Annotated in this window: 19 protein-coding genes and 1 tRNA gene; 8 read left to right on the top strand and 12 right to left on the bottom strand. The window is 54.6% G+C overall.

What is annotated here, in order from left to right; all coding sequences use genetic code 11:
* Positions 1–20: 20 nt before the first annotated feature.
* A complete protein-coding gene (gene mutL / locus MLE18_RS03430; protein WP_243367407.1) occupies positions 21–2,015 on the bottom strand; it encodes a DNA mismatch repair endonuclease MutL in 1,995 nt (664 codons plus the stop codon).
* A 47-nt stretch (positions 2,016–2,062) separates the two neighbouring features.
* Here mutL and alr point away from each other — a divergent pair, with 47 nt between their 5' ends.
* Complete coding sequence (alr, locus tag MLE18_RS03425; RefSeq protein ID WP_243367405.1) at positions 2,063–3,184, top strand: alanine racemase; 1,122 nt, start codon at positions 2,063–2,065, stop codon at positions 3,182–3,184.
* 181 nt (positions 3,185–3,365) lie between these two features.
* Here the strand turns inward: alr and MLE18_RS03420 are convergent, their stop codons facing one another.
* The 4 genes from MLE18_RS03420 to MLE18_RS03405 all read right to left on the bottom strand — a co-directional run bounded on the left by MLE18_RS03420 (position 3,366) and on the right by MLE18_RS03405 (position 6,379).
* Complete coding sequence (locus tag MLE18_RS03420) at positions 3,366–4,487, bottom strand: NADH:flavin oxidoreductase (protein WP_243367403.1); 1,122 nt, start codon at positions 4,485–4,487, stop codon at positions 3,366–3,368.
* A gap of 181 nt (positions 4,488–4,668) precedes the next feature.
* Positions 4,669–5,325 (bottom strand): hydrogenase nickel incorporation protein HypB, encoded by a 657-nt coding sequence (gene hypB, locus MLE18_RS03415; protein ID WP_243367402.1) that lies wholly within the window; start codon positions 5,323–5,325, stop codon positions 4,669–4,671.
* Positions 5,326–5,327: 2 nt separating this feature from the next.
* Entirely contained in the window at positions 5,328–5,681 is a 354-nt protein-coding gene (locus tag MLE18_RS03410; RefSeq protein ID WP_243367401.1) for a hydrogenase maturation nickel metallochaperone HypA/HybF, read from the bottom strand.
* 17 nt (positions 5,682–5,698) lie between these two features.
* Positions 5,699–6,379: a DUF554 domain-containing protein gene (locus MLE18_RS03405; protein WP_336605555.1), complete on the bottom strand. Its 681-nt coding sequence runs from the start codon at positions 6,377–6,379 to the stop codon at positions 5,699–5,701.
* 94 nt (positions 6,380–6,473) lie between these two features.
* Here MLE18_RS03405 and MLE18_RS03400 point away from each other — a divergent pair.
* Positions 6,474–6,560: transfer RNA gene (locus tag MLE18_RS03400), tRNA-Leu, on the top strand.
* A gap of 80 nt (positions 6,561–6,640) precedes the next feature.
* On the opposite strand, the gene MLE18_RS03395 is transcribed toward MLE18_RS03400, so the two are convergent.
* Positions 6,641–7,702 (bottom strand): tyrosine-type recombinase/integrase, encoded by a 1,062-nt coding sequence (locus tag MLE18_RS03395; RefSeq protein ID WP_243367399.1) that lies wholly within the window; start codon positions 7,700–7,702, stop codon positions 6,641–6,643.
* Positions 7,703–8,078: 376 nt separating this feature from the next.
* Complete coding sequence (locus tag MLE18_RS03390; RefSeq protein WP_243367398.1) at positions 8,079–9,410, bottom strand: hypothetical protein; 1,332 nt, start codon at positions 9,408–9,410, stop codon at positions 8,079–8,081.
* 511 nt (positions 9,411–9,921) lie between these two features.
* On the opposite strand from MLE18_RS03390, the gene MLE18_RS03385 reads away from it, so the two are divergent.
* Positions 9,922–10,062 (top strand): hypothetical protein, encoded by a 141-nt coding sequence (locus tag MLE18_RS03385; RefSeq protein ID WP_243367397.1) that lies wholly within the window; start codon positions 9,922–9,924, stop codon positions 10,060–10,062.
* Between the two features lie 44 nt (positions 10,063–10,106).
* Positions 10,107–10,307: a hypothetical protein gene (locus tag MLE18_RS03380; protein ID WP_243367395.1), complete on the top strand. Its 201-nt coding sequence runs from the start codon at positions 10,107–10,109 to the stop codon at positions 10,305–10,307.
* Positions 10,308–10,452: 145 nt separating this feature from the next.
* Here MLE18_RS03380 and MLE18_RS03375 read toward each other — a convergent pair whose 3' ends face one another.
* Both MLE18_RS03375 and MLE18_RS03370 read right to left on the bottom strand, forming a co-directional pair.
* Positions 10,453–11,811, bottom strand: coding sequence for a HEPN domain-containing protein (locus MLE18_RS03375; protein ID WP_243367393.1), 1,359 nt, complete (start codon positions 11,809–11,811; stop codon positions 10,453–10,455).
* A gap of 180 nt (positions 11,812–11,991) precedes the next feature.
* Positions 11,992–12,198 carry a hypothetical protein gene (locus MLE18_RS03370; protein ID WP_243367391.1) on the bottom strand — a complete coding sequence of 69 codons (207 nt, stop codon included), beginning with the start codon at positions 12,196–12,198 and terminating at the stop codon, positions 11,992–11,994.
* Positions 12,199–12,955: 757 nt separating this feature from the next.
* On the opposite strand from MLE18_RS03370, the gene MLE18_RS03365 reads away from it, so the two are divergent.
* The gene (locus MLE18_RS03365; protein WP_272881476.1) at positions 12,956–13,120 is read left to right on the top strand and encodes a phospholipase D-like domain-containing protein; all 165 of its coding nucleotides are present in this window, start codon (positions 12,956–12,958) and stop codon (positions 13,118–13,120) included.
* Between the two features lie 204 nt (positions 13,121–13,324).
* Here MLE18_RS03365 and MLE18_RS03360 read toward each other — a convergent pair whose 3' ends face one another.
* Together MLE18_RS03360 and MLE18_RS03355 are read right to left on the bottom strand one after the other, a co-directional pair.
* Entirely contained in the window at positions 13,325–13,513 is a 189-nt protein-coding gene (locus MLE18_RS03360; protein ID WP_336605559.1) for a transposase, read from the bottom strand.
* A 27-nt stretch (positions 13,514–13,540) separates the two neighbouring features.
* Positions 13,541–13,984, bottom strand: coding sequence for a transposase family protein (locus MLE18_RS03355; RefSeq protein ID WP_243367386.1), 444 nt, complete (start codon positions 13,982–13,984; stop codon positions 13,541–13,543).
* A 350-nt stretch (positions 13,985–14,334) separates the two neighbouring features.
* Here MLE18_RS03355 and MLE18_RS03350 point away from each other — a divergent pair, with 350 nt between their 5' ends.
* Genes MLE18_RS03350 through MLE18_RS03340 form a run of 3 tightly spaced genes read left to right on the top strand, consistent with a single transcriptional unit; the run spans position 14,335 to position 24,328 of the window.
* On the top strand, positions 14,335–17,730 hold the full coding sequence (locus MLE18_RS03350; protein ID WP_336605554.1) for an STY4851/ECs_5259 family protein: 3,396 nt from the start codon (positions 14,335–14,337) through the stop codon (positions 17,728–17,730).
* A complete protein-coding gene (locus MLE18_RS03345; protein ID WP_243367384.1) occupies positions 17,727–23,996 on the top strand; it encodes a DEAD/DEAH box helicase in 6,270 nt (2,089 codons plus the stop codon). Before MLE18_RS03350 ends, MLE18_RS03345 begins: the two co-directional genes overlap by 4 nt.
* Positions 23,939–24,328, top strand: a complete 390-nt coding sequence (locus tag MLE18_RS03340; protein ID WP_243367382.1) for a tyrosine-type recombinase/integrase — start codon at positions 23,939–23,941, stop codon at positions 24,326–24,328. Before MLE18_RS03345 ends, MLE18_RS03340 begins: the two co-directional genes overlap by 58 nt.
* Before the next feature lie 67 nt (positions 24,329–24,395).
* Here the strand turns inward: MLE18_RS03340 and MLE18_RS03335 are convergent, their stop codons facing one another.
* A complete protein-coding gene (locus MLE18_RS03335) occupies positions 24,396–24,773 on the bottom strand; it encodes a hypothetical protein (protein WP_243367380.1) in 378 nt (125 codons plus the stop codon).
* Positions 24,774–25,341 lie beyond the last annotated feature (568 nt).

The raw sequence follows: 25,341 nt of genomic DNA, 5'->3' as shown, positions 1-25,341 counted from the left end.
CGGGATGTTGACGGCAGGCGCTACTTGCGCCGTTTGAACAGCTTCTCCAGCGCGGCCTTGTCCCAGGTGACCACCACGGGCCTGCCGTGGGGGCAGTAGTCGCGGTCAGGCGCGGCCGCCCACTCCCGCACCAGGGCCAGGGCCTCGTCCGGGGCCAGCGCGTCCCCGGCCTTGATGGATGCCTTGCAGCAGATCATGGCCCAGAGGTCCTCCATCTTGCGGGCCTGCCCGGCAACCAGCTCCTTCAGGAAATCCTTGGCCTGCCCGGTGCTCAGAAGCGGCGGGATGCCCCGCACGGCCACCACGCCCGGCCGCCCGCCCTCCAACTGGAAGCCCAGGGCGGTCAGCTCGCTCCAGAGGGCGGTGATCTTGCGCTCCTCGGCCGGGTGCAGGGACAGCTCGAAGGGGATGGCCAGGGCCTGGCTCTGGCCCTTGCTCTGGCTCTCGCGCATCCTGGAGTAGAGCACGCGCTCGTGGGCGGCGTGCTGGTCCAGCACGGCTAGGCCCTCCCCGGGCATGCGCAGGATCAGGTAGGTGCCCGCTATCTGCCCCAGATATTCCAGCCCGGCGGCCTTGCCCCCGGCGCGGGCGGCCGGTCGCGGCTCCCGCCGGTCGGGGCGGGCGAAGGACGGGCCGTCCGTATCGGCGGCGTAGCGCGCCTCCCGGTCCCGCAGGGATTGGGCGCCGGAAGGCCGGAAGCGCACCTCCCCCCCCTCGCCAGGCTCGCGGCTCGCGGACATGGCATGGCCGGGCGCGGCGTCGTCCCGCCAGGATTCATCGGTGCGCCGCCCCTCCGTCCGGCCGGGTCGCGGCCAGGCCTCCCCTCCGTCGCTCTCCTCGCGGGCCACCTCGCTCAGGTATTGGCGGTAGGTGGCGTACTTGGGGCCGGACGGGGCCTGGGGGGCGAAGTCCTCCCGAGGGGGGGCGGCAGCCGCGCCGAGATCCAGCTCCTCCGGCCCGGCGTCCGCCAGGGAGGGGCCTTGGTGGTCCAGCACGCGGGTCATGGGGGCGGAGGGCGCGCCCAGGTCCAGGGCGCGGGCCACGGCCTGGCGCACCAGGGAGAAGGCCAGCTTCTCGTCCCGGAAGCGCACCTCGGTCTTGGCCGGGTGCACGTTGACGTCCACCTCGCCGGGCGGGGTCTCGATGAAGAGCACAGCCACCGGATACTCCCGGGAGAGCATCCGGCCCTTGTAGGCGTCGCGCACGGCGCGCAGCAGCACGCGGTCCTGCACGGGGCGGTTGTTCACATAGAAGAGCAGCCTGTCCGGCCTCGCCTGCCCGGCATGGGGCAGCCCGGCGAAACCGGCCACGCGGCTGCCGTGCAGCTCGCCTTCAACCGGAGTCAGGGCCTGGGTCACGGCTGGGGGCCAGACGGCCTGCAGGCGCGAGAGCAGGTTCTGCCCGGCAACGAAGCGCAGCACCGTGCGCTCGCCGACAGTGAGCTTGAAGGCCACGTCCAGCCGGACCAGGGCCACGCGCTCCAGCACCTCCTGGCAGCGTTTGAGCTCCGTGGCCTGGGACTTGAGGAATTTGAGCCGCGCGGGCACGTTGGCGAACAGGTCGCGCACCTCCACGCGGGTGCCCCGGGTCATGGCGGTGGGGCCTTCCTCGCGGAAGTCGCCGTAGTGCACGTCCATGAAGCCCGCGTCAGGGGAGTCCTCGCTTTTGGAGGCCAGGCGCAGCCGGGAGACCGAGGCGATGGATGGCAGGGCCTCGCCCCGGAAGCCGAAGGTGGCGATGGATTCCAGATCCTCCACCTGGACGAGCTTGCTGGTGGCGTGGCGGGTGAGCGCCAGGCGCAGCTCGCCCTGGTCCATGCCGCGCCCGTTGTCCTGGATCAGGATCAGGCCCACGCCTCCGCCCTCCAGGGTGACCTGCACGCGATCCGCCCCGGCGTCGAGGCTGTTTTCCACCAGCTCCTTGACGACGCTCGAAGGCCGCTCTACCACCTCACCGGCGGCGATCTGATTCTGGAGCTTGGGAGGCAATACCCGGATGGTGCTGTAGCTGCTCATACGCCCGCCTCCTATCCGATAGCGCACCGTCCGGCAACGGAGTAGCCATGAGCATCCTGTACAACAAGGTGACTGCGGTCATTGAGCTGGCCAATATCGTCCACAATTTCAAGCTGCTGAACGGCCGCTGCGGCGCGGCCGTGCCGGTGGTCAAGGCCGACGCCTACGGCCACGGCCTCATCGAGGTCTGCCGCGCCCTGGCCGAGGCCGGGGCCGAGACCTTCGCCGTGGGCACGGTGGAGGAGGGCGTGGCCCTGCGCGCCAGCGGCGTGGCCCGGCGCATCATCTCGCTGCTTGGCCCCCTGGACCAGGCGGACTACGACGCCCTCTGGAACGACTCCATCGTCGGCTTCTTCCATTGCCATGAGCAGCTCGACGCCCTGCAGGAGGCCCAGGCCCGCCACACCAGCGTGCTGCCCGTCGCGCTCAAGTTCGACACGGGCATGCGCCGCCTGGGCTTCACCCTGGAGGACGTGCCCGCCCTGGCCCGCCGCCTGAGGAACATGGACAACGTGAAGCTGGAGATGGTCAGCACGCACCTGGCCACGGCGGACGAGCCCCAGTCGGCGGACTACGTGCGCGAGCAGGCCGAGCAGTTCCACGCCATCCGCGGCGCCCTGCTGGAGCACGGCCTGGAGCATACGGCCAACATGGCCAACTCCGCGGCCATGCTCACCCGGCCCGACCTGTACATGGACAACCAGCGCGCGGGCATCGCGCTCTACGGCTGCAATCCCCTGCACGGCACGCCCCTGGCCGAGGTGGGGCGGGGCCTCAAGCCCGCCATGAGCGTGAAGACGCGCATTCTCTCCGTGCATCCGCTGCGCGAGGGCCAGAGCATCAGCTACGGCTGCACCTACACCGCCGAGAAGAACATGACCGTGGCCATCGTGGCGGCAGGGTACGCCGACGCCTACAGCCGGGGCCTCACCGGCAAGGCGCAGATGTGCCTCAAGGGCCAGCGGGTCCCGGTGCTGGGGCGCGTGTGCATGCAGATGTGCGCCGTGGACGTGACCGGCGTGAAGGGCGCGGCCCACGGCGACGAGATCTGGCTGCTGGGCGGCGATGGAGAAGGCCGCATCACCCCGGAGGACCTGGCTGGCTGGTGGGGCACCATCACCTACGAGGTGTTCTGCATGCTGGGGCTGAACAAGCGGGAGTTCGTGTAGCCCGCCCGGAAGGCTCAGCCGGAAGAATCGTCAGAAAGTCAGGCCCGATGCATGGTGAGCCATGCATCGGACCTGTTTTCTTGCGCGGAGCCAGCCGGATGGGCGTGATGTGTTCTGCGGGCGGCCCGGCGGGCTTGCTGTCCTCTTGCTTCTGCCCGGCTGCAATGCTCCGGGCGGGAGCCTAGCCTGCGGCGCGGGCGCGCTTCTTCTCCAGGGTGACGCAGCGGATGCCTTCGCCAGCGAACCCTGGGCCGTAGCAGGCGTTGTCCGACACGCATTCGGCCGGACGCCGGTCGCCCTCGCGCCAGCGCTTCACCAGCCACGGCTCGCAGATGAGCGGGCGGCACAGGGAGATGAAGTCCGCCAGTCCGCCGTGCAGCAGCTCCTGCGCCACCTCGAACGAGCGCACGCCCCCCACCAGGATCAGCGGGATGGTCAGCGCGTCCTTGCAGAGCTTCGCGGCCCGCCGATAATAGACTTCCGCTTCAGGCCCCTTGATGCGGCCCTTGCGCGCGGGCATGAAGGCCTCGCCCGCGGGCCTGCACCCGCCGGACAGCTCCACCGCGTCCACCGAGGCGGCCTCCAGCATCCTGGCCACGGCAGCGGCGTCCTCGGGCGTGGGGCCGCCCTCCACGAAATCTTCCGAGTTGATCTTGGCCAGCACCGGGAAGTCCGGCCCCACGGCCTCGCGCACGGCGGCCACCACCTCCAGCAGGAAGCGGGCGCGGTTCTCAAGCGTGCCGCCGTATTCGTCGGTGCGCTTGTTCCAGGCCGGGGAGAGGAACTGGCAGAGCAGGTAGCCGTGGGCGGCGTGGACCTGCACGGCGTCGAACCCGGCGGCCTTGGCCCTGGCCGCGGCTTTGGCGAAGGCCGCAACCAGGGCGGCGATGCCCGCGTGGTCCAGCTCGCGGCAGGTGGAGCCGTCCGGCATGGGAATGGGGCTGGGGCCGACGGCGGGCAGGCCGGTGAGCTGCGTGTTGGCCTGGGAGCCGGCGTGGGCCAGTTGCAGGGCGATGATCCCCCCGGCCTCGTGCACGGCGCCGGCCAGCAGGGCCAGGCCCTGGTTCATGGAATCGTCGTGGATGCCCATCTGCTTGAGACCGGCCTTGCCCTCCGGGCTGACGTAGCTGTGGCCGCTGATGATGAGCCCCACTTCGCCGCGCGCCAGGTCGGCCACGTACTGGGCCAGGCGCGGGGTCACGGAGCCGTCGTCAGCTGCCATGCCCTCCCAGGTGGCGGAGCGCACGAAGCGGTTGGGGACGGCGAGGGAGCCTATTGTCATGCCGGTGAACAGGTCGGACATGGGGAACCTCCGGGATGTGCGGGGTAAGGATACGGGGCGTCCTGTAACACGAAGGAGGGGAGGGCGTACAGTCGCGGACGGGCCAGCCGATGCCGGAAACGGGACACGGCCCCCCGCGCCACGAAAAAGGGCGGAGGCCCGCGCCCCCGCCCTTAAAGCAACACTTCGCAATTTCTCGTGGCTATTTCTTCTTCCCGGCCCGCTTGCTGCGCAGCCAGTCGTACCAGGCGTCCAGCCCTTCCCGCGTGCGGCAGGAGGTGGGGAAGATCTCGATGTCCTTGTTCAGGGCGCGCATGTGCTTCATGGCGCTCTCCATGCTGAAGTCCACGTAGGGCAGCAGGTCGGTCTTGTTCAGCACCGAGGCCGTGCTCAGGTTGAACATGAGCGGGTACTTCTCGGGCTTGTCGTCGCCCTCGGTCACGGAGAGCAGGGTGACCTTGTAGTCCTCGCCCACGTCGAACTCGGCCGGGCAGACCAGGTTGCCCACGTTCTCGATGAACAGGATGTCCAGCCCTTCCATGTCGATCTGCTTGAGCGCCTCCAGGATCATGGAGGCGTTCAGGTGGCAGCCGCCCTCGGTGTTGATCTGCACGGCCTGGGCCCCGGTGGCGGCCACGCGGCGGGCGTCGTTGTCGGTCTGCAGGTCGCCCTCGATGACCGCCATCTTGAATTCGTCGCGCAGGTCGGCGAGGGTGCGCTCCAGCAGGCTGGTCTTGCCCGCGCCGGGGGAGCTCATCAGGTTCAGCGCCAGGATGCCGCGCTGGGCGAAAACTTCCTTGAGCTCCTGCGCCAGGCGCTCGTTGGCCTCCAGGACGTTGCGAACCACGGATACTTTCATGTTTATTCCGCCTCGATGGATTCGATGTAGAGTTCCTTGCCCGCCAGAACGGTATGCCCGAAATCCTCCCCGCAGGAGGGACAGGGGATCAGAAGCCGTCCGCGCTCCTCGGTGGTGAACTCCGTGCCGCAGGAGAAGCATTTGTATTTCGCCGGGATGGCCTCGATCTCGAAGATCGCGTCCTCCATGGGCGTCTTGGCCGTGAGGGCCATGAAACACGTCTCGAGGGCCTCGGGCACGGTGTTGGTCAGCGCGCCGTGCTTGACCTTCACGCGGATCAGCCGTTTGAGGCCGTTCTTCTCCATTTCCTGGGTGACGATGTCCAGGATGGATTGGGCGATGGACATTTCGTGCATGGTGACACCCTTGTGACCTAAATGGGAGCGAAACTCAAGAGCGCAGCCGCCAGAAGCGCGGGAAGCAGGTTGCCCACCCGGATCTGCATGAAGCCCAGCAGGTTCACCCCGATGCCGAAGATGAGCATGCCCCCGGTGGCCGTGATCTGGGTGAGCAGGTCCGGCGTGACTACCCCCCGCAGCGCCCCGGCCCCGAAGACGATGAACCCCTGGTAGAGGAACACCGGCACGGCCGAGAACATCACGCCCACGCCGTAGGTGGAGGCCAGGGGGATGGAGGCGAAGCCGTCCAGCGTGGCCTTGGTCAGCAGGATGGTGGGGTCGCCGCGCAGCCCCTCGTCAAGGGAGCCCAGAATGGCCATGGAGCCCACGCAGTAGATCAGCGTGGCGGAGATGAAACCGTCGGTGAACATGGCGTTGGTGGAGCGGGTGACGCGCTTGAGCGCCCCGCCAAGTGACTCCAGGCGCTCCTCGAGGCGCAGAAGCTCCCCGGCGATTCCGCCCAGCACCAGGCTGAAGACCACCACCAGGGGCCTGTCCATCTTGAGGGCCATCTGCAGCCCGATGATCAGAACGGAGAGGCCCAGGCCCTGGAACACGATGCGCTTCACCGATTCGGGGAAACGCCCGTGCATCATAAGGCCGAGCAGGCTCCCGGCGACGATGGCCAGGGCGTTGGCGATGGTACCCACAGGCATGTTCATGGAGCCCACGGAGCTACCAGTTTGACAGGGTGAGCACAAGGCAATCTTGACACGGCGAGGGCGCGGGCCTAAAGAGGAAAGCCCATTTGCCGGGATGGCGGAATTGGTAGACGCAGCGGACTCAAAATCCGCCGGTCGCAAGGCCTTGGGGGTTCGAGTCCCCCTCCCGGTACCAAGCATTTCAGCGGGTTACAGGTTCGGCGCACGGCGCGCCGAAAAGTGACTCACCTGTTGACTCACCTTTTCTTCAGAGGCCTAGGAAGCTGCAACTTCCTGGGCCTTCTTCATTGGGGTCACATTCGCGCGGGTTTTGGACTTTCCAAACGCCTCGTTCAGAGCCACTTTCGTACCCGTAAGCGAATGCAGGTAACGCGCCGTGGTGTGGCTCGACTTGTGGCGCAGGATCGCCTGGATCGCTGACAACGGTACTCCGGCGTTGTCTAGGATGCTCGCCGACAAATGGCGGATCGCATGGAAACCGAAACGTTTGACCCCAGCAGTTTCACAAAGCCTTTTCATCAGGTGGTCATGGCACTTGTAGTTGGTGCCGGAACGCGGATTGATGAACACGTACTCATGAAAACCAGTTTTCAGGCGCTGAGTGCGCATGGTCACGAGCAGATCGTCGGTCATGGGAATCCAGTCGAATTCCCGTCCGCCCTTGCGCTTGTTCGTCCAGAGCCTAAAGCGTAGGTTCTCGACGTCCACATCCTCCCACTTTAAGGTGTATACCTCCTGCATCCGACCCGCAGAGTGCAGGAACATCAGCAGGATACGTTTTTCATCGTCGCTCGCATGGTTGTAGACGTTCCAGAAGTCTTCTTCGGTGGGGACGTACCGAGGGCTCTTCACTTCCTTGTACCGTTCGACGAGCCAGGGGTTAGGACTGGGCAGTCCCACCGCCCTTATTCCCCAGTTGTACGCACGTACAAGGTGTACACGGTACTTGTTTGCCCGGTGGCCAGACTTTTCCTTGCTGATCTGGTCAAGGAATGTTTCCATGCGGCCGTAGGTTACCTTGCTCACCAGTGTCGTAGCAGGAATGGTCCTGAACAGTCGCCGGAAGATACGGCACTTTTCCTCATATGACTTGCTGGAAAGCCTGGTTTTCACATGATCCAAGTGGCGCTCAGCGAGATACGCCAAAGAGATCGTGTCGGTCTCCTTGAAGTTCTCGGCCCTCGACCGTGCGAGAACCTCCCACTCCTGCGCTTCGCGCTTCGACTCGCACCGCTTCTCGACACGTTTCCCCGTTGACAAGGTGATCTTGCCGTACCAGTATATCTGACCCTTGCGGTCTTTCCTGCGAATAGGCATCTTCGCTTCTCCTTCGCTGCAGGGCCTCCACTACCCATTTTTCAAAGAACAGGATGCGGCGGCCGTCTTTGAAGCCGCCATAGTCGCGATAGCGTTTATACACCGACCCGACGCGCCTGCCAACGAGGTTAGCCACGTCCTGGGCGGTCAACCTGCGACCAAATTCCTGATCCGTGAGGGTCATGGGAGAAAGCCTCCAGAGTGATTGAGGGGATCCCTCAATCACTGCAAGGGCGACAAAACTGTGCGCCTAGCGACATCTTAAGTCGCACAGGAATGATGGAGTCAAGCTAACCATCCAGAATGAAGAGTAACTTTACCAGGGGGGGCAAAAATAAGTCGAGAATGCGAAGGAATTGAAGGCCTTAGATGGCACCTATTCGTGAAGAATCCATTCAGTTACAAGCTGAGGTCTGTATGTGTAAGTTTTGGCTCGATTTAATTTTGAGTCGACTCCTGTAAGAATGTGCGAAAGATGCTCAAACAATCCGGGATGTGACTCTTTTAGACAAGATAGTGCACATTTAATCCTTGCCCTGACGGAGTCATGTATTGACTTTAAAGATTTATCGAGTGGCTGTTTATCTCTGTTGATAAATATTGAGTATGATTCTTTGAGTTTTTTTACTTCATTACGGTATTTTATTTCGTCTATAATATTGTTTTCTTTTTCATGGCACAAGATCTTGAGGCGCGTCTCAATTTCTTCTTTGACATCTTCAGTTGTTGTGCAAGTAGTGGTATTGTAAAATTTATAAGTATTTTTGTGCATACCTTCAGTATGGGCATCGTTTTGTTTCGCAAAATTTATATTAGACTGAGAGTTTAGCAATGATTTCTTTGGAAGAGAATTGTACAGTTCAAGCGGCTTAAAGCTTTTATATGGATTGCTTAACAGTGTGAAAATATATCGCATGCCATCCTGGTCTTTGATTGTAGTGTCCTTTCCATTAAACACACAGTGCCAGAAGTGACCTTTCAATAAAAATTTCCCTTTTTTGATGTCACTTTTCAGGTGATGAGCTCCTTGGTCGAAATCATGCCGGCAATGATCGTTTGAAACTGCTTCGAGATCACCTAGTGGAAAAATCATGTCTGTTTTGCTCTTAGACGCATAGTGCCTGGAAAATAAGTCCCCAACACTCCATTTTCTCATTGGGTCAAGGTCAAAATTTTTAAAAAAAGACTCTGTGTTAAAATCATTTTCTGGGAACAATGGTGTCGGCAGAGGAAGGTGGTGCAAAACAAAAAAATGCTCTAGATATTTTAAATTGATATAAATATGATCAAATGCACAGCATAAAATTCCTCCATGGGCGCTCTTGACGAATTCATGAAATTGCGTGGCGTCACTGATTAGCGTCTTGTTGTCATAAGAATATGGAAGCCCAAGAGAAAGCAGCAAGGTAATAATTTCAATTTCGTAGCTATGAGTAGAAAAGTACGCGCTCTCAAGGCTTTCGATATGGTAATCTTTTTTAAATGTGTTTTCATTCATTGAGACTGTACGCTTAAAATTGCTCGACAATACGATGTAATTGCTTTTATTTGATTTGTACATGTCGTAAGTCAGAGTGCATGACGACTTATCTTCCAGTGGTGATAAAAATACTTTTCTCGTCGCAACATGTTCAGAGCGAAAGTAAATACTTTTATCTAGATTGGTAGCCAGGTAATCAGCAATGGCTGGCCCGTAAGTGCCATCCATGTAAAGTTTGTCACGATGTAGGATTTGCTCCAGTGATGTGGCCTTAAAATTTCCCACCGCTACCCCTCATTTTTTAACATGCTAACTAGTAAGCATGGCATAGCATGGGCGTAGTCAACGTCCAAGAACCTCACTCCGTTCAAGTTGACTGTGACCACTCGCAGCAATCCGATCTCAACCAACTGCGATTAATGACGTGAGGTTGATGCACTCACATACACTTTCCAGAACTGGTTTGACAATTCACCTGCGTATGGAAAGAAGCGATTAATTCGAGGAAGGTATTGGCTGGTGTACTTGATACTCAGGTTCACCGGGGCAAGGCTTGGCGAGGTTGTCGAATGAAGTGAGATGGTTATAACCTGTCAGTCCCCCTCGAAAGAGGAGGTGGTCATGTTGCTCCTGGCTGTGTTAGCTGCGGAGTTGCGAAGCTTCAGGCACCCTAACCACGGAGATCGTCATAACCGCCTCACCCAGACCTTCCCGGCCTAATCAGTGGTGGGGCATCGACATGACCAAGGTCATGATCGAGGACTTCGGTTGGGTGTACGTGCTGATCGTGCTGGGCTGGCACACCAAGAAGGTCGTGAGGCACTACGCGGGGCTACAGGCCCGGGCTTGGCACTGGCTGGACGCCTTAAACAGGCTGTGAACTGACAGTTTCCCGAAGTTGCTCGGGGAGCAGGACTCAACCTGATGTCCGATAATGGCTTTCAGCCTACGTCCGTGAGTTTCATGAAGGCCTGCCGGGTCATGGGCGTCAACCAGGCTTTAGCCAGCTGCTCCAACCCCAAAGGCAACGCCGATACGGAGCGCTTTTTGCGCACGCTCAAGGAAGAACTAGTCTGGATCAACGAGTTCACGAGCCCAGAATACTTTGAACTGTTGGTTTTTTAATACTGATTCAGCATCCTGTATATTTTCAATCACGTTTGATCTAAAGCTGATTATAGCAATTTATTGGCTGATTTCAACCAAGCATTCTAAATTTCTATGACAGTCTGAAAGGAATTATTTTTTGTGCTAATTATTCGGCAATGCTTCATTGTGTACTATTTTGGCTTGTTTCGATGCTACAATTATTGCCAAAATCCGTGTCAAACAAAGAAACCATATTTATTATTTCTTTTTGAAGTATTGTCTCAAGAATATTATTACTCAAATCATTGTCATGGCTTGTTCTGTCTGCGGCAAAGCTCCTTCCATGTACATACGCACTTCTAATCCCGTATTGCTTGTTAAATGTTTTTTTCATTTCATTTCGTTCTTTAGAATTCCTTCCAGCTAAAAATGAATACCTGTCAGAGAGTTTGTCCAGTATTCTATCTTTTGAGTCATCGCCAAGTAGTGACTCAATCGCAATCCATCGCATGACCAATGACACCTCTTGATCTTCTTCGATCTTCGAATTAAATATCCACTTACAGGCAGATTTCAAATTATTCGTTAAGTCGTCGTATTTTGAAAGGCTCAGTAGTTTGATTAATTTTTGGAGTGTTGTGTACCTGTGAGAGTGTCGTTCTTCATTTGGAGTATTTTTGTTCAAGATGTTAAAAACATTGTCCTTTTTAAAGGCTGTAAAGTCAATGTTTAGGTGTGCTAGATAATTATTAAATCTTGTGTCCCCAAATATGTCTGTTGATAGAGACTCGTCAAATAAAGAGCTGCCCTCGGCTTTCCTTTCAGCGCTGACAATGTATCTCTGGTCAAATTCTCTCCCCTCCCATCCATCTTCAATAAGCTTGAGTGATTCCATTAAAATAATAACTTCTTTAAATTTTTGCAAAGCAATTTTGCATGATTGGTTCCAAAAGCCATGACTTTCATTAATGGTCGGCGTGACGTATCCTTTGCATTTTATGACAATAAAGTGTTCAGCGTAATGATTTATTTCTTTGTGGTGATTGCGGCATGACTCGTCGTCTGAAAAATATATGTCATCCGCGATTGGCAGCCGAAAGTAGTTGCTTGCATGAATTGGAAAATAGAATTCATAATCCATGGGGAGTGATTCAATCTCAGTTATGAATTTATTTATGTTTTCATTAAATTCTAATTTTGTGTGATCATAATATGACCTTGAAAAGTCTGGCCACTTGTTTGCGCTGTTTATGTAGTCCTCTTTTATGTTATATTGCCAAAAGCCTGATGATTTATGATTTGTGTGATAGAACAAAAGCCTGCATGAAAAAGGTAGACAAGCAAAATATTTTTCAAATAAGTCTTCCCAGTCTCTGCGACTTATATTTTTGATGGATAAACCATCGAGCGTCGAGTAAAGTTTTTCAATGATTCTTGCGGAGTTTTCTATGTACTCTTCAAATGAGATGTCTTTGTAATTATTTGAAGGATATATTTTGAACAACAGTTCCTCGATGTTTTTCCTGTCTTTGGAAGTCATGGCTTACCTCGTTGACCATAATAAAAGTTGTTTTTTAGGTTGCAATTTATGTAAAATTTTGAGTATTGCGCATTTTGTACATCTTAACTGGCTTTCGATTTAAATAGTCTGGCTTCGGAGCGATTTGTTTGAAATACAAGTCTCCGTTTTGGCTTGAGATAAACTAATTTCACAATGACTCTAGCAAGCTTTCAGTAAGCAGGTCAGCTGCTGCGGCTGCTTCATTTCTCGTACAATTTCATTGGGCAACAACCTGAGACTTTGCTCAAATTGTTCGCGGGATATCTTCGCACCTTTCCAAGGTTTTGAAGATTCGTAACGCTTTCGCGAGATGCCGAGGATGGCCCACGGCTTTTCGGGTTTGAGTCGATCACCGATCTTGGTCATGAGTTAATAAGTCCGCAGATAATTAACACACGGACGAGGCTTGACTATCAAGTCGTTTCTCATTCAAATCAAACTCAATTCCATTTGAAATTAGTAAATTCCTGGCTTTAAATGTAGAATTTTTGAGCAATAATTTCCACCCAGAGGAAGAGAGACGGTTGTTGTTTCATTTATTCCGGCAGCCTTGCTATTGCCGCCAGAATGCTTTTTAACACGTGATGGAATGATTTTTCTTTGCTGACACGAATACCCGCATAATATTGATCGGTCAAGTCGACAACCGTTTTCATACATATAAACAGCTTGCCACTGATTAATTCGCATGTGGCGCGATGATGGCATTTGTTTGTAGAGACATGTCGTGCGTTTCGAGTTTTGAAAAGATGCTTAACAGATCCTGGCGAAGTTTGTCCTTATTTTCCATATTCAATCGCTCCACCAGGAAAAACAAATGAAATAGCTACAAGTTTCCTTCTTATACTCTTTTTGGCAGTTGCCCCCGCTAGACCACTCCAGGCTCGAAACCTAGTCCTCAAAAACGCTCCGGTTTCCGCCTTTTTCAGTCCACATGGAGGAGGCAAGCGGCAATCGTGTCTGAGATCAATAAAGCTCAACAGAACATCCTTGTCCAGGCCTATTCATTCACGGCAGAGCCAATAGCCAAGGTATTTGGTTCGAAGCTTACATACGAGGAGTCAAGGTCCAGGTGATCCTCGACAAGAGCCAGAAGGGCGAACAGTAAACTAGTGCGACCTTCCTGGCCAACTCGGGCATTCCTACCTTCATCGATGCGGTCCATGCCATTGCTCACAGCAAGGTCATGGTCCTGGATGACAAGACGGTGATTACTGGCAGTTATAACTTCACCAAGGCGGCTGAAGATGAAGAACGCCGAGAATCTTCTCAATATCCGCTCGCCTGAGCTTGCCCAAATATATACTCCCAATTGGGAAGCGTATTTATAGCATTCCGCGCGGTATGAAGCTAGGTATTAGGACAGGCTCTCCCGGATTTTTCGTGGGTAAACCCCCTTCACGAACTGACCGGGTAAAGGTCCAAGCCGCAGACGAAGATGGCTGTCATGAAGTGATCCCGGTTCCTGTCGCCGCAGGCCTTTCTCTTGATGTCATGATATTGCTATTGAGGCCTTCGTCACGCCCTTTTCCAGTTGCTCTCGCGTGAACCAGAGATAGTATGCTTCCAGGCTCTCCGCCTTGCGCTCGTCGGCCACGTGCTCCACGGTGCTGTTGATCAGGTCGAACACCACGGTCACGTAGTTATGCCTCTTGCGAAAGGCTTTTTCGTCAACGCCGATGTACCGGGCGGGCTGTGATTGTTTGCGTTACCTGCCCCTGCGTACCGCCCGCTCCAGGACGCCCCATGCTTCATCCCAGGTGAGACGCAGGATGCGTCGTGTCCCCGTGACGGTGGCGTGCTCGGTCAACACGTCGATGATCAACCGTTCCATCAGCAGCGTGAAGCGCCCCTTGCTTTCAGCCCATGGTACTTTGACCTGCACCTCGCCATGTTCGGGGCAATCCACTCGCGAAACCCGTGCGTGAAGGAAGGTCTTGAACTGACAGGTGTCCAGATAACGCCAGCCCCGAGGCTTGGTATGATCCCGACAAGCCAGCTCACGGCCACAAGTGGGGCAGGACCAGCGAACACCAGGGCCATGCTCCACGCGGATGTCCACCCGGCCTTCCACCGTGTCCAGGTCAACCACCTCAACAAACCAGGGCTCGGTCAGACCGAGAATCCGAGAGAACAGGTCAGTGGCCTTCACGCGCGTCCTCAAGGAAGGACAATAGCCCGTCAGTTACCAACGGAAATCCGGAAGGCCCCATTATTGGTGGCCATCATGGGCATAGTGGCCATGCCGAAAAAGCATTGGCTGGGGCGAGCAAGCTCCCACCAGCGGAGAAGAGGAGCTAAGAAATTGCTGCTCACGGAAAAAGTCTGAAGATCTTTCTAGTTTTCCTCATTTTCCGTAAGGAATTTTCAGGCTATAGAAGCCAAACTTAGAGTTTGATGCGACAAGGTAATCTTAACAGTGTCTGTTTCCTTGCGCATAATCGACTGAAGAATTGAAGCCTCACTCGAATTATATTTAATAGGTTATTTCGTGGGGGAGGTATGGCTAATCAATTTCAGAGCTGGCAGTCGCAAATGTTGAGAGTTCGGGGCCTTGAAATTCCAGATGAGCGCCCATTGTATGCATACCGTCTTACTGGAGAAGAATTTCTGTCTCTAGAGGAACTTCTCAAGAGCGTTCTTACGCAATTTGGCCAGAGGCTTCATTGTGGCTTTTCGGCGATAGAATTGACGGCTCAACATATCTCAGGATTTCCAGCCCTCTTCGTGCTTTATGCAGCAGAGTGGTGGCGGCGACGCTACTATGGGAGTGGTTTTGCATGGGAGCCTATCCTACATGACCTCGGGTCGGATACCTCCGGATGGACTCATTTGCGTCGTAGTATCTGCGTGACTTCTGGACTGCAGGAATGGGGCCTCTCCCTAAGGGATTCTGTGGGGCTTCGCTATATCGGAACAATCGCCCTGCAGGGCGGGCTCCCTATGCGACTTTTGTCGGATGCGAAAGGGGCTTTGGGTAGGCTTTTACGATGTGTTCTCAAGGAGGCGGTCAAAGCGCAGGTTACCTCTTTGGAAATTCAAACCTGGGTCCGGAGTCTGGGCCATTACCTTCCTCGCACTTACCGCCAGTCTGAAATTTTCGTTCTGCTTGCGGACGTAATTACAACGGTCTTAACTCTGAAGGTGCAAGCGCAGCTTAACCAGAGTGCCGGATCCATTGAAGAGCTCGACAAAAGGGTTCCAGGGTGGCGTGATCGCTTTCCTCTTTCGATTGAGGATGCAGAAGCTCAGCGGCTAATTGAACAATTAATCAAAGACGCTTCTGCGGAAAAGGAACTACGCTACCCGCGGTTGTTCCGGGTTGAGCGCTACATTGAGCGCGATGAGTCTGGTGCTTGGCATTTGCGTTCAGCATTTCCTCTGGCTGATGGAATCGACTCTGAGGCGTTGGATCGTGCTTTTGGCGCATCTGCGAACGAGTTGCCAAGGTTTCTACACCTGATGCTACGGGCGGCTGACGGGGAGCAAGCTGCGTCACTACGCAAACTGGCTGGTCAGAATAAATACAGGGTAGAGAGGCGACCCTGGAGCTTTTCTGCCCAACAAGCTGCATCCGAGCATACTGTCCACCTAGCAGCCACTGATGGACGTGAGTGGGCCTCTTCGGCGCCACGAGGCGAAGCGCTAGATGTTGATCTGCCCTGGGTTTTCGACGCAAGAGATGAGGAGCCAAAGCTGCTACGCCAAGGTGGCGGTGCCGTCGGCACTAGCGAGGCCCTTGTCGCACTTCCACACGGGTGGAACGCAGTGGAGGACGACTCCAAGGGAATACCTTTAGACGGCCTTATTCCCCATTTCGGGAGACAGCTCTTCAGGGTGCGCGGCGACGTACGTTTCTCAAATGGTGAATTATCTTGCCGCATCCGTACCGGCCGAGCCGATGCTTGCGAGGAGAGCTACGAGTGGCGCGGGCAGCGCCTGTGGCAGATGGCCGTACGTCCCGCAATGGCGTTTTTGGGCAGGCCGCGGCTGTACCGTATGGATGAAAGCGAGGCAGCGAATGTCATCTCCGGCGATGCTAGCTGGCGTCCATTGGGAGGGGCCTCCTCCCTACTCGAGCCGCTCGGTCCGACCGAAATGTGGCATTCTGTGGCTGGGGAGGTTAAAGGGCGCGCCCGCATGCTCATTCTTCCCTCTGCAGCCCAGGTACGCTTGGAGTCAGGCGATGCAATTTCAGGGAGCATTCGCCTCGTGCGCTGGGGAGCTGCCAGTCTTCGTGTTGACCACGCGAGCATCACTACGGACCTTCGGCGCGATGGGAACGACTTGGTCGCGGATCTCAAGATGAGCGGAAATGAACCGGCTCCTGAATGGATTGAAGTCGATATCCACTGGCCACATGCAGCGCACCCCGGCAGGGTGCGCCTCCCATTTCCCGTGCGGGGAACGCGCATCTTTGCCAGTACCGGCGAGTTGGCACCCGGTACTCTACTGGCTGCAAACCAGCTCATCGGCGTTCGTTTGCTTTTTCTCAGTGGAAGTCCAAGTGCACTGCCCCGTATGTGCCTGCGGTTTAGGTTGGCAGGCAAGCCAGACATGATCGATCGTCAGATCACACCTCCGACAGGTTCAATGCATGTCGAAATCCGGTTACAGGACTACGCAACAGAAGTTGCCCACCTTCTGGCAAATGATGATCGACCGGATGCGCACGTCGAAGTGGTCGCCCAGATAGGCGGAGAGTCCCACACCTGCCTGCGAATAGCCCGTTACGCATGTCGCCTTGAACGCTCAGAGAGCTGTGTCTTCATAGGGTCAGCGAATAACGGAAACATTGATCTGAAGGAGCTAAAGGAGCTCCCTGTCCTGGCCCTGCGGCTCGACTCTCCTGGCGATGAACCGCAAAGTTTAGCCCCGGCCCTCTCGGAAGAAGCCAGAGGACGGACCTGGGATTTCTGCCCAGAGGATCGCGACCCAGGCTCATGGCTGTTATACCCTGCAGCCGACTCCCCTCTTGTCTTTCGCCCAACCCTTTGGACGGTCGAAGGAGAAAAGACTAATATGGGGAAGCTCACCATGGCCATTGGCATTTCCGAGTCGGAACAGCGGGATGTAATGCTTGATGAAGTGATTTCCCTACTTGGCGATGACTTTCTCGATCCGGATTGGGGTGACGTCGAACGGCTTGCCGCACAGCTCGGGCATCTACCGCTAGTCACTCTTGACTTGTGGCGGCATTTCGCCCGCTCCGACAAAGCGATGGCAGCCCTGGCTATACGTTTTTCCTCAATTCCCTTTTCCCTCATCGACCGTTTTGCCGCAGAGCTTCCATTTGCATGGGAAACTATCTCGTTTGTCGCTTGGAGAGAAGCGATCCAGAAACTGCGACTTCAGTGCGACTCACGTTTCAAGGAAGTGGCTGAAATCGTCTTCGCTGACCATTTAAAAAATAGACTCAATGAAATCACGTCACGAAGGCCGGCCCTTCGTTGGTCTGTGGCTCTTGCACGCACCGCCGCCATGGGAGAACAGTCTCAGGAGTTGCAGTTTTTTAAAAGAGTCAGTGGGGATGACATTAGTCGGATTCTGTTTGGTGGTGACGAAAGTCCTTGGCAGCGCATGATGCGAACCCACGCAGAGGATCAGTGGCCGAACTTTTTTAAGATGAATATCGCGAAGGCTAGACAAGATGAGGTCTATGCCAGATTCTTGTGCCCAATCAGCCAAGGCTATCGTGACGGAATCACCAACCTACCCATTCTTTTGGCGGCCCAAGCAGCATCCGGAGTCACCCAGGAGTGGCATAATAATCCAAATTTGATCCATGCTCTGCGCAAACACATTGAATTCGACCCTGACTGGTTTGAAGAAGCCTATAACTGGAGCACTGCCCGTTGCGTAGCTGACGGGCTCCTAAAGAGTGAGTTTACCCAATGAGCGATGGCTACTTTTCCGAACTGTTGCCCCAACTGGGCCACAGATCCAAGCTGGCAACCATCAATAGGTTAGGTTTTTCCAATGTTCCTCTAAGAATGTTTCTCGCAGAGGCCTTTTCAAGTCCCTTCGGCGAAAGTGGCAGTTTCCTGGCAGATCCAACTTTCGAGGCGGTGTTCGGCTGGCGCCAAGCGGAACCCACCATGCTTAAGCTTGCGGGAGGACTTCTGACAACTGGTCTCGTTGAGGCCATGGACGCCCCCCCCAAGGAGCTTTTGAAAGACTACCGCTTCGCTAAAGGGTTGCATCCATATCTGCATCAGCTAGAAGCATGGAGAGTCTTGTCTCAACCTCAGCCTCAATCGGTAATAGTTGCCAGTGGTACCGGATCTGGCAAGACTGAATGTTTCATGGTCCCTATTCTCGACAGGCTAGTAAGACTTCGTGAAGAAACAAAAGGGCGATTGATAGGAGTGCGTGCCCTATTTCTTTATCCATTAAATGCATTGATCAACAGCCAGAGGGATCGCTTGCGGGCATGGACACATGCTTTTAGGGGTGACATTCGTTTCTGCTTGTACAATGGAAATACACCAGAACAGATGCCGCAGCGCCAACGCAAAGAAAACCCTAACGAGGTCCTGGATCGCGAGGAACTTCGTTCCACACCTCCACCAATTTTGGTCACCAATGCCACCATGTTGGAATACATGCTGGTAAGAACCAATGACAAACCAATACTGGATGAATCGCAGGGCAAGCTCGAGTGGGTCGTACTTGATGAGGCGCATACCTATGTTGGCTCCCAGGCGGCAGAACTTGCGTTGCTCATTCGTCGTGTGCTCATTGCCTTCGGGGTAAGCCCTGAGAATGTAAGATTCGTTGCTACTTCGGCTACGATTGGTGATCCCGAGGGTAAGGGAGGGGAGCGGCTTAGACAATTTCTTGCCGAGGCAGCAGGAGTGAATCTGGATCGGGTCCACCTTATTTCAGGAGAACGCCACGTTCCAAGTCTGCCCGGGGGGAAATCAAAGCGCCGAGATTCTCTTGAGGCGCTTTGGCGGGTTGATAAGGAAGCTGAATGCTCGAAAGTACGATACCGAGTTCTAACAGAACACCAAATAGCCCGCGCCTTACGCGATCTCTTCGTGAGTGGCAGGAAATGTCCTCCGGTCGCCCGATTGTCGGATGTTACCCAAGTTGTTCATGGCGACGTTCAACCCAGTCCGGAAGGCCAGCGGGAAGCCCTCCAATGGCTAGACCTACTCTCGTCTACCAGTGACGCCAATGGAGACTGCTATTTACCATTGCGAGCACATCTATTTCATCAGACGCTCTCCGGGCTATGGGCGTGTGCCAATGGCGCTTGCTCTACCAAGGTGGGAACCGCGTTGGATAATCCGGATTGGCATTTCGGGCAGGTGTATTTCGGCCCAAGGAAGCATTGCCAATGCGGTAGTCCAGCATACGAAGTCGTCTCCTGCGATGAATGCGGCGAAGTCTACTTGTTAGGTGGGGAGGCTGGAGGGTATTTAACGCATTTTCAATCCTCCCAGGCTGTTGATGAGTTCGAGCTCGAAGTCGAGGCAGAATCTGGAGAAGAGGAAGAAGGACTTGACGAGGGTACGGCCGTATCTGCCCCGCAACACAAAGTCCTCATCGTCAACAGGACATCCTCCAGGCCAGACAGCCTCCTTGGCGAAATCGATATTGATCCAGTTAACAGGCGCATTACCGAAGTAGGCGCAGACACCCTGCGTTTGATGGTCCGAGAGGCCGAAGTCTCGGGCATTGGATGCCCCCTCTGCGGAGGGAGTGAGACAAGCCGTAAAATGCTCCTAAAGCCGGGACGCATTGGTGCCCCTTTCCTTCTTGGCAATATATTGCCGACCATGCTGGAATACGCACCTGATGGAGATAGACCTGCCGACCATCCGTATCGGGGGCGGCGACTGTTGACATTCAACGACAGTCGCCAAGGTGCAGCACGCATGGCTGCTAAATTGCAGCAAGATGCGGAACGTGGGAGAATAAGAAGTCTCATCTATCATATCGCGATCCAGCAGGGACGACATCAGGCGAGCGAGGCAGTAGCAAGACTTAAAGTCGAAATCGACCAACTCACGACTATTCAAAATCAGTCGCCCAATGATGCTTTAGCCTCCATGATAGCCACTAAGGAGGCTGAGCTTGCTGTGCTTGCTAAGCCTAAGCCAACTCCATTTTATGAGCTTGCACAACGACTTGCCGACCAAGGAAGCGACTTTGAGCGTATGCTTAAGTATTATAAGAAGTTCGCTCCAGATATTTTTGGTAGTGTAAACGGTCCTGCTGAGTTAGCGCGTTTATTTTTAGTGCGGGAATTTGGACGACGCCCGAAGCGTCAGAATAACCTTGAAACGATGGGGTTGGTTGCGGTTAGCTACCCCGCCCTGGAAAATATCCGGGAGATTCCGTCAGAAGTTGAGCGAGCCACGGGCTTCACGGCTGGAGACTGGTGCAATTTTCTCAAATTATGCATGGATTTCTTCGTTCGCTCAGGAGGGTCACTGTCCATTCCAATTACTTGGCGCCGTTGGCTTGGGGTTCCGTATCCCCAAAGCTGGATTGTTGGACGTGACGAGCCTAATACTGGTTTATACCAGCGTCGGTGGCCAAGGGCAAAGCGGAGCGGTTTGCAGAATTCCCTGGTCAAACTCCTTGTGCATGCCCTGCGAGCGGATATCCAGACGGCAGAGGGGGAAGACCGCGTGGATACCGTTCTGCACTATGCGTGGGAGGTTCTCATTGGTGCAGGATTATTTGAGATGGCCGCAGATGGGCGGGTTACCTCCTTGGGGCAGCTTGCATTTTCCCCTCAAGCTAGCGCTTGGATATGTCCGGTCACACGACGCTTTTTGGATACTACACTCAAAGGATTGTCGCCCTATTTGCCACGTGAGATAAAAGGAAGACCTTCCATTTGCACGAAGGTCGATCTTCCATTGTATGATGAGCCATTCAGCGGCACATATGACGACCTCGACAGGATGCGCAGGGGACGCGAGTGGTTGGCAAGACAGGCGGCGATCGATCCGCTCCGACAAGAAGGTGTTTGGTCGGACCTTAATGATCGTGTGATCGAACTGGTTCCCTTCTTCACTGCAGCAGAGCATTCAGCACAGCAAGATTCATCCACCTTGAGCTTGTATGAACGGGCCTTCAAATCCGGCGACCTGAACCTGCTCTCGTGCTCCACTACTATGGAGATGGGCATCGACATTGGCGGCATGGCAATGGTGACTATGAATAACGTGCCGCCCCATCCGGCAAACTACCTTCAACGCGCTGGTCGTGCTGGTCGTCGCCGAGAAGCTCGCTCTGTCTCTATGACCCTGTGCAAAACAAACCCACATGACCAAGCGGTCTTCAGCAACAGTCGCTGGGCATTTGATACACCCCTTCCTGCGCCGCAAGTGTCGCTCGACAGCAAGCTGATTGTACAGCGCCACGTTAATTCCTTCTTACTTACTCAGTTTCTCGCACAACGACTTGTTGCTGCCCATCAGGACAAAACTAAACTAACTAGTGGTTGGTTTTTCAATGATCCATCGGAGCCAGCAGCCAACTTCATCGCCTGGTGCCGCGCCTTTAATCCGACCATCTCCGCCTCTGTATGCGCGGGTCTCGAATGGCTGGTTAAGCACAGCGTATATGAGGGGTATCAATCGGAGAGTTTGACTCGTCAGGCTGCGGACGCAATGGAGCTGGTGAGTCAGGGGTGGCTGGCGGAGTGGAAGGCCCTGGAAACGCAGGAGGAAGATATCCGAAGGTCTGGAGGAAATGATGATCCAGCCTTCAAAGCCGTCACTATACACAAGTCGCGTTTGGCTGGCGAGTACCTGCTTCGTGAGCTAGCAACGAAAGGGTTCCTTCCTGGCTATGGTTTTCCGTCGCACATTTCCAGTTTCGACAACCTCACTGTCGATAAGCTTAAGAAAATCAAAACGGACGCGGGACGGGAGGATAATCGTTATCGTCGGCGTGAACTTGCAAGCCGCGATAAGGTGACGGCACTCCGGGAGTATGCGCCTGGTTCCGAAGTGGTAATGGATGGACTTGTGTACCGCTCGGCTGGAATCACTCTGAATTGGCACTCCCCAGCCTCCCTACAAGAGGTACGCGAAATACAGGATATCCGTCTCGCTTGGCGCTGCCACCGTTGTGGGGCCAGTGGTTCGAGTCATAGTTTGGATATAAGCCAACATTGCCAGGCATGCGGCACGACCATCAAGTCTGATAATATTAAGGAATTCCTAGACCCTGCAGGATTTGCGGTAGATTTATACGAATCTCCTCATAATGACGTAACACGACAGCACTTCGTGCCCCCCGAATCGCCTTGGATCAGTGCCAGGGGTGACTGGCGTCTGCTGCCCAATCCTAGCCTAGGCCGCTTTCGCGCCACGTCCCGTGGGCACATTTTCCACCAATCTCGTGGAATCTATGGGACAGGGTATGCCCTATGTCTAGCCTGTGGTCGTGCGGAGCCTATGGGCGTGAGCGGAACGCTTCCCTCTGCCTTCCTTCGGCCTCACCGCAAACTTCGTGGCGGGAGGGCTGAAGACCCCATATGCCCAGGAAGCTATGACCCTTGGAAAATCAAGCCTCGGCTTACCCTCGGCTGTGAATCGATTACTGATGTCTTGGAACTTCAATTAAAAACGGAGGATGGTATCTGGTTGCAGGATAGGGCTGCAGCGATGACGCTGGCAACGGCACTTCGCGACGCCGTGGCGGAATGGTTGGGGGTTCAGGCCAATGAATTTGGCTGCGACATCAAAGAATCTTCCCCAGAACCCGGAACAAGATGTCAGTCGATCCTGATTTACGATCATCACTCGGCTGGATATGCATCCAGTGCCGATCGATTTATAGATGATATCTTCTCTATCGCGAGGTCACACCTCTTGTGTAAGGCCAACTGCGATAGTGCCTGCCCCCAATGCATTTTAGATTTTGACCAGCGATTCCAGGCCGATAGTTTGGATCGGCATGCCGCCCTTCGGGTGCTTTCGGAAAGCTGGTTAAGTACATTATCACTCCCAGTAGAGCTGGCATATTTCGGGGTCAATTCTCGCGCCGAATATAGTCCTCTGGCAGAAGCTATCATACGTGAAGCAATGCACGCAGAAGGTTTAACCATCCGTTTGTTTGCAGGCGGGGACACAACCGAGTGGGATATTGGAATTTCACCGTTGCGCCAGTTGGTCTACCGTCTTGCCGGTAGCGGCTGGAAGATTACAATCGTACTCCCGGAGGAGGCTGTTGAAAGAGCAGACGCAGCCGACCGTCATTTCCTCGCCAGCCTCGCGGATCATCCAACAGTCAATGTGCTTGCCGTTTCCGCTTTGCTCGTCGTCAACGGTGGTCATGTGATTGCGGAGGTAAACAACAACCACAAGAGTGTTAAGTGGGCATATGGGGAGAGTCTTGCGATGTCGTTCGGTCCCACATGGGGTATGGCGTCGCTCCCTCTAGTCAAGAGCAGCGACTCCTCCACCTTGGTCTTAAATGGACGGTCACTTGAGCCAAACGCCTTACGCCCTCCCAACATTGATACTGGGGATAGAGAGTTGGTCGTTCACCACGAGTGCGATGGTTTATTGGAGGGATTTGGCGAACGGTTCTGGTCGCTCCTAACAGCTGGGCATGCAGAATCGCATAGGTTACTTACTGCCCCCCGGACCCATATAACCCATGTGCGCTACGAGGACCGTTATCTTTTTACTCCATTGTCGGTCGCTATTTTGGCCGAGTTGGTCGAAGGTATATGGTCGACAGTTGGGCGGGACAGGTGGTCTAATCCACAATTTGAAATAATCACAACCGGCCAGAGGAGTTTCGGCGAAAACTTTTCTTCCCGAACCGTATGGACTGATTGGACAGAGATTGAGATTAGAGATCAAGCAATCAAGCATACTTTTCAGTGCAAGGGGATTGAAGCAACCATGCGTGTAGTCGACAAAACGGCTACGAAGCATGGTCGACTATTGGAGATTGATTTCAATACAGGAGCGCGTCTAAGCCTCAGGTTCGACCAGGGCGTCTCTTATTGGCGTGCGTCCTCAGGATCTGTCAATAGGTTAGCCAGCCGCTTCAATTTTGATCTTGATCCTGCAGAGCAAGGTGAAATAATAGCGGATATGCAAGTACATGTTGAAGGAAATAAATGGCCGACAGAGATTTTTACAAAAGTAAGAAGTTCTCAATCAGATGTACAAAATTGATCTGGGTGCAAGTACATCTCGCGGCTTACCCTGAGAGTCGGGGCAAGGTCTTTTCAGTGGATCCGAACAATTTCAGGAAAGTCTTCTATGAGATTGCAAAAGAAGCGAAGCTCCTCAAGGAGGAAGGAATACGTCAGGATGGCTCCAGAGAGCTTTTTCCGCATCCACACACACTCAGACATACCCGCGCAATCGAGCTGCTCAAGGCGGGCGTGCCCGTCCCGGTTGTCCAAGATCTGCTAGGTCATTCGAGCATGCTCACGACCGCGCAATATGTCCGGCTGTCTGGACAAGACGCGAAGCAACTCATGAAACAACTGGGCCTACTGTGATGGGAACTGGCCGTGCTGATGTCTCCGAAAATTGAAGTTTAAGATCTTCGCCCACTGAGCAAGTGTCTCAGAAGAAGTCTTCTCGTTCAATTGGCCCTTTCATCATATCGATGATTTCTGAATGGATTTCTATTTCAAATAATGCTTGTAATGTCCGACGATCAAGTTTGTCGGGCCAGGTCTCACCGCTTTGGTCCCAGCCGATAAACTCCACTTCCAGAATTGCTTCCGCGTTCTTCAATATAAATTCTAGTCCCTGTTCATATGTGTCATAGACTGGGATGAGAAATGAAAGGCAATCGTTCGCAATATTAGCCGTAGTCATGGCCGGGCCATCACCTGGCATGGAATTCACCCAATCAAGGAAGGATTGCTTTGGTCTCAAGATCGCCATCGAGCGGTTGATCGTTTTGAACTGAGCAGAAGGCTTGTTCGGTTTGGCCATCAGTTGTGTCCTTTAACATACTGCATCAATTAGAATTTAGAACCCGATGGTGGTGGCTTGTCAAGACGGGGAGGATCCTGCCCGCTTGAGTTGCCGAAGAGCAAATTTTCAGAACACAAATTCTTTGATTTCCCACACGCGTCGAAATTCCAGGAGGCAGTGCTCAAAAATCCTAAGTTGAGACTTTTTACATTCCCACTGGACAGGGTAAATTTTGTCAAATCTTGAATAGTTTTTCCACCCAGGTCAAATCCGACGGGCCCTGGCCAATATTCCAATTTAGCTGTAAACGCTGGCTCAACGCACAAAAGGATTCAATCTAAAATCTGGAGTTTTGAATAATGCAGAACAATCGCATGATGCTATTGTCTGGAGTTCTTCTTTTCGCCATATTTGCCTGGGCCTCATGGTTATTCAGGTTTGAAATTCACATAGTGCCTAATCCTGATGGATATGTCGTGGCATATCGTCTCGATCGATGGAACGGCAGTCTTCGCCTTGTCGAGGATGACCAGTGGTATCCTGTTATCGAAGGCAACCCAGAGGATTTTCATGAAGCCTTGAGATC

The organism is Fundidesulfovibrio soli, assembly GCF_022808695.1.
In the GTDB taxonomy this organism is placed as follows: domain Bacteria; phylum Desulfobacterota; class Desulfovibrionia; order Desulfovibrionales; family Desulfovibrionaceae; genus Fundidesulfovibrio; species Fundidesulfovibrio soli.
The sequence above is the reverse complement of the archived record's forward strand: the minus strand, read 5'-3'. Positions and strand labels throughout refer to the sequence as shown.

Excerpts from the sequence above, each read along its gene's own strand:
- hypB (WP_243367402.1), bottom strand. The coding sequence starts at position 5,325 with ATGAAAGTATCCGTGGTTCGCAACGTCCTGGAGGCCAACGAGCGCCTG.
- MLE18_RS03410 (WP_243367401.1), bottom strand. The coding sequence starts at position 5,681 with ATGCACGAAATGTCCATCGCCCAATCCATCCTGGACATCGTCACCCAG.
- alr (WP_243367405.1), top strand. The coding sequence starts at position 2,063 with ATGAGCATCCTGTACAACAAGGTGACTGCGGTCATTGAGCTGGCCAAT.
- MLE18_RS03385 (WP_243367397.1), top strand. The coding sequence starts at position 9,922 with ATGACCAAGGTCATGATCGAGGACTTCGGTTGGGTGTACGTGCTGATC.
- MLE18_RS03345 (WP_243367384.1), top strand. The coding sequence starts at position 17,727 with ATGAGCGATGGCTACTTTTCCGAACTGTTGCCCCAACTGGGCCACAGA.
- MLE18_RS03370 (WP_243367391.1), bottom strand. The coding sequence starts at position 12,198 with ATGACCAAGATCGGTGATCGACTCAAACCCGAAAAGCCGTGGGCCATC.
- MLE18_RS03375 (WP_243367393.1), bottom strand. The coding sequence starts at position 11,811 with ATGACTTCCAAAGACAGGAAAAACATCGAGGAACTGTTGTTCAAAATA.
- MLE18_RS03380 (WP_243367395.1), top strand. The coding sequence starts at position 10,107 with ATGTCCGATAATGGCTTTCAGCCTACGTCCGTGAGTTTCATGAAGGCC.
- MLE18_RS03420 (WP_243367403.1), bottom strand. The coding sequence starts at position 4,487 with ATGTCCGACCTGTTCACCGGCATGACAATAGGCTCCCTCGCCGTCCCC.
- MLE18_RS03350 (WP_336605554.1), top strand. The coding sequence starts at position 14,335 with ATGGCTAATCAATTTCAGAGCTGGCAGTCGCAAATGTTGAGAGTTCGG.
- MLE18_RS03405 (WP_336605555.1), bottom strand. The coding sequence starts at position 6,379 with ATGCCTGTGGGTACCATCGCCAACGCCCTGGCCATCGTCGCCGGGAGC.
- MLE18_RS03395 (WP_243367399.1), bottom strand. The coding sequence starts at position 7,702 with ATGCCTATTCGCAGGAAAGACCGCAAGGGTCAGATATACTGGTACGGC.
- mutL (WP_243367407.1), bottom strand. The coding sequence starts at position 2,015 with ATGAGCAGCTACAGCACCATCCGGGTATTGCCTCCCAAGCTCCAGAAT.
- MLE18_RS03340 (WP_243367382.1), top strand. The coding sequence starts at position 23,939 with ATGGCCGACAGAGATTTTTACAAAAGTAAGAAGTTCTCAATCAGATGT.
- MLE18_RS03390 (WP_243367398.1), bottom strand. The coding sequence starts at position 9,410 with ATGGATGGCACTTACGGGCCAGCCATTGCTGATTACCTGGCTACCAAT.
- MLE18_RS03335 (WP_243367380.1), bottom strand. The coding sequence starts at position 24,773 with ATGGCCAAACCGAACAAGCCTTCTGCTCAGTTCAAAACGATCAACCGC.